Here is a 3345-nt window from a genome sequence, read left to right as displayed (position 1 = left end):
CCCGCAGGCCCGGTGTGAGGCATCCGCAAGCCCGTGACCAGCAGCGATCCAGAACTGATCAGGCCTGTGTTCCTACGAACTGCGGAACTCGGGGGACACCGTGGTGGCGCTGCGGATCGAGGACGGCCTGATCGCCGGCATCTACGCCGTACGCAACCCGGAGAAGCTGTCGCACATGGCGCGGGAGACCACCCTGAGCCGCTGAGCGCGAACTGCTCAGTTCTGGTTGACCGGCCACACCGCCGCCGGATCGCAGCGGGCCCTGCAACGGGACTCCTGAGACATGATCTTCTTGCTCGACACAAGTCGATCTACCAGGAGTCCCGTTCTCACTGACCAGCAGGGGTTGACCCACCAACCACAGCACTGACGCAAGGGCGTTGCAGCACTCATCGAGCCGTGAGCACGACCCCCGGCAAGAGTGTTAAGCGGCGGGCCAGGTGGTGAACGACATGTTGACGTTCAGATTTGCCGGTGCGCCACCATATCCGTAGCAGTTGACGAAAACTCTCTCGTCCAGACCGGAGGCGCCCCAGCCGGCCACGGTGCAGTAACCGCGTGGCGAATCGCTCGCCGCGGCGGCGCTGACGAAGGCGGTGCCGTAGGGCGTGGCCATCTGCTCAATGGTGAGCTGATAGCGGCCGGTCCCGAGGAGCAGCCCGTCCACCGTGTTCCAGCCGTAGTTCGAAACGGCCGTGTTGTAACTGTGGAGCCACATTCGGTTGCCGTCGTAGGTGGTGCCGGTGAAGTTGGACGCGCTGAACCGGGGGCCCGTGACGTTACCGACCAGGTCGGTCACCCTGCCCAGGGTCATCGTGAAGCGCGAGTCGGTCAACATGCCGGTCGCTCCGTCTGCGCACCACACCTCCTCGTTGACCGGCTGGCAGTGCACGGCAGTGCTGGCGAACGTGGAGACGTGCCACAGGACGGTGGGCACGACGGGCAGACCTGAAGGGTTCGGGCCCCAGTTGACCTTGTAACGGCCGGTGCTGATCCGCTCGTAGGTGATCGGCGCCCCGGTCGAGTCGTAGCTCAAGGAACTCGGAATGGTGCGCACTCCGGTCGGTGCCGCCTGGTCGGTGGTGAAGTACAGCAGCCGGGCCTGGTCGGCGCTCCGGACGTTGGTGTAGGTGGCGACGAATCGGTTGTCCGCCGGTGCGCCGGTGGCGTCGAAGCAGCGGACCTGGATCACATGGTCCCCGACCGTCGGATCCCATTTGCTCCACGACGGGTAGGAGGCGGCGACCGTGCAGAAGACCGGGTCACTGCCGTAGGCGACGACATGGGCCACGCCGCCGACAGTGCGGGCCGCGTTCTCCAGGGTCACCCTGTAGGCCCCGACGCCGGTCCGACGGACGAGCACGTCTCCGCCGCCGGTGACGGCCGTGTAGCCGCCGCTGATCCGGTATTCGGCGGTGGTGGGGGAGTGCGCCCAGACGGTGGCCTTCACCGTCGGGTTCAAAGGCTTGGCCGAGGCCGGTGCCGGATTGGCGAGCATCGCCCCGACCAGCAGGGCCGCCAGCGGTGCCGCAGCTCGGAACAGTCGGGGCACTCGCTTGTCTGACCGCGTCACGTAGTCTTTCTCCTGCTTCTTCGACGCGTATGGGTATCGCCAGTGCGCGCACGGCTTCGCGCGCCCCAGCACCGAGATCATGCCAGCCGGCTCCGACAGTAACGGGACACCGAAGAGGCGGTTCTGCGCCGGCGAAGTCGGGCGTGATCAGTTGCCGGATCATCACGGCGGCAGGTGCGCCCTTCAATGCGAGTCATGGGCGGTGCAGCCAGAGCGCACGCCGTGAGCAGGGCACGGTGTGGTCGACCGCCAGGGCACACCGGGCGCCGCCGGGCAGCGGCCGGTCGCAGAACACCCAATGGCGTACGCCCTGCTGGTCCTCGGCCGAGACGGTCACCCCGCCCGGCTCGACGCGGGCGCTGAGCCGGGCCAGCACCCGGGCGGCCGTCCGGGCGAAGATCCGGGCCCGGAGCAGGTCCGGCGCGGTGACCGGCAGGTGGATCACCCAACGCTCGGTCATCGGTAGTGGCGGTTCGCCGACTGGGCGCTCTGCCAGGCACGCAGCGCGTTCTTGATCCGTACGTTCTCCTCCTGCACCGCGACCAGGGCGGTCTGCGCGACGGTGAGTTCGTCGGCCACCCGGTGCAGGAAGTCGCGGATCTCGACGGGGTCGAGACCGTGCCGACGCACGTTGAAGCACCGATCCCGCACCTGCCAGGGGCGCAGCGGTCCTGCCGACATCGTGTTGGTCGGCGCTGGTGGTTGCGGAGCGTGGTGCCGGCGGGTCAGCCGGCGGAGCAGGTTGCGCACGAGATGACCGCCTTTCGGGGAGGTCGTGGGTCGTGGGGGAGGGTGGTCCCCGCCGCTTGCGATCGGCGGAGACCACCGCACCCTGCCGTCTGACCAGGCAGGACGGCAGGGTGCGCCGGGGGAGCGCGGAGGGTGTGAGGTCTCGACGGCGATGCGAGACCGGCACGAGAGGCGCCAACCGACCGCAGCAGCACCGCATCACCGAGAGCGACGCTACCGACACCTGCCACCTCTGTCAACTATCTCTTACCTGTCAAACCTCGCTGACTCTCCTGCCTGCCGCTCCCACGTCAGTTATTGCCGCTGTTTCACCTGTTGCTCGATACTGGGAGGGCCAACCGACTGCAAGGGGCCTTCACGTGCCGATTCCGCCGACCATGAACGAGTTGATCAACGATCTGCTGAGGCGGATCGAGGTGGGCGAGTTTCAGCCCGGGTCGAAGATCCCGTCCACCCAGCAGTTGGCCGACCACTACGACGTGTCGGTCTCGACGATTCACCGGGCTGTGGCGGCCCTGCGGGAGCAGGGTGTGCTGGTGGGCCGCCCTGGTCGCGGCGTCTTCGTCGCTGAAGGCCCTTGCGGCTGATGGCGGCTGGCCGTGCTGGACCATGTGGCCACGCTTGCCGACACTTGTTGTCCGCCTCGTTATGCATCGAAGGTTGCTGTGCAAATTCCGATAATCGTGTGGGATGACGCCGTTTTCGGCGGCCCCATAATGTAAGGACCTGGCCGCCCCGCTGGTCCCGCCACCGCCTCGACGCCCGCAGGGCGGCGGCACCCCACCGATCGAGGCGCGGCGGTGTTCGCCGCGATGGTGTGCGTGTTGACCACCGGCTGCGCGTGGCGGCACCTGCCACCCGGGTTCGGAGTCTCCAAGGCCAGGGCCGCGAGCACCCGGGCCACCACACAGCCTCCCCGAGGCCGCGCTAGGCCGTGTCTCCTGGATCATGGCTTGGGGCGATCGGGTTTCGCGCGTAGCCAGATGAGGATGTCGGCGATCTGCACGGTGGCGCGGTAGCGA

4 protein-coding genes are annotated in these 3345 nt (G+C 67.7%); 1 reads left to right on the top strand and 3 read right to left on the bottom strand.

All coding sequences use genetic code 11. The annotated features are described in order from the left end of the window. Positions 1–424: 424 nt before the first annotated feature. The 3 genes from GA0070560_RS27935 to GA0070560_RS27925 form a co-directional block, all read right to left on the bottom strand. Positions 425–1654: a hypothetical protein gene (locus GA0070560_RS27935; RefSeq protein WP_139131639.1), complete on the bottom strand. Its 1230-nt coding sequence runs from the start codon at positions 1652–1654 to the stop codon at positions 425–427. Positions 1655–1766: 112 nt separating this feature from the next. Then, the gene (locus GA0070560_RS27930; RefSeq protein ID WP_091303112.1) at positions 1767–2033 is read right to left on the bottom strand and encodes a hypothetical protein; all 267 of its coding nucleotides are present in this window, start codon (positions 2031–2033) and stop codon (positions 1767–1769) included. After that, positions 2030–2323, bottom strand: a complete 294-nt coding sequence (locus tag GA0070560_RS27925; protein ID WP_425412733.1) for a DivIVA domain-containing protein — start codon at positions 2321–2323, stop codon at positions 2030–2032. Before GA0070560_RS27925 ends, GA0070560_RS27930 begins: the two co-directional genes overlap by 4 nt. A 359-nt stretch (positions 2324–2682) precedes the next feature. Here GA0070560_RS27925 and GA0070560_RS27920 point away from each other — a divergent pair, with 359 nt between their 5' ends. Beyond that, the gene (locus tag GA0070560_RS27920) at positions 2683–2910 is read left to right on the top strand and encodes a winged helix-turn-helix domain-containing protein (protein ID WP_170839625.1); all 228 of its coding nucleotides are present in this window, start codon (positions 2683–2685) and stop codon (positions 2908–2910) included. Positions 2911–3345: the final 435 nt, after the last annotated feature.

This window comes from Micromonospora halophytica (genome assembly GCF_900090245.1).
In the GTDB taxonomy this organism is placed as follows: domain Bacteria; phylum Actinomycetota; class Actinomycetes; order Mycobacteriales; family Micromonosporaceae; genus Micromonospora; species Micromonospora halophytica.
Note: the sequence above shows the minus strand (reverse complement) of the source record. Positions and strands in the feature narration are given on the sequence as shown.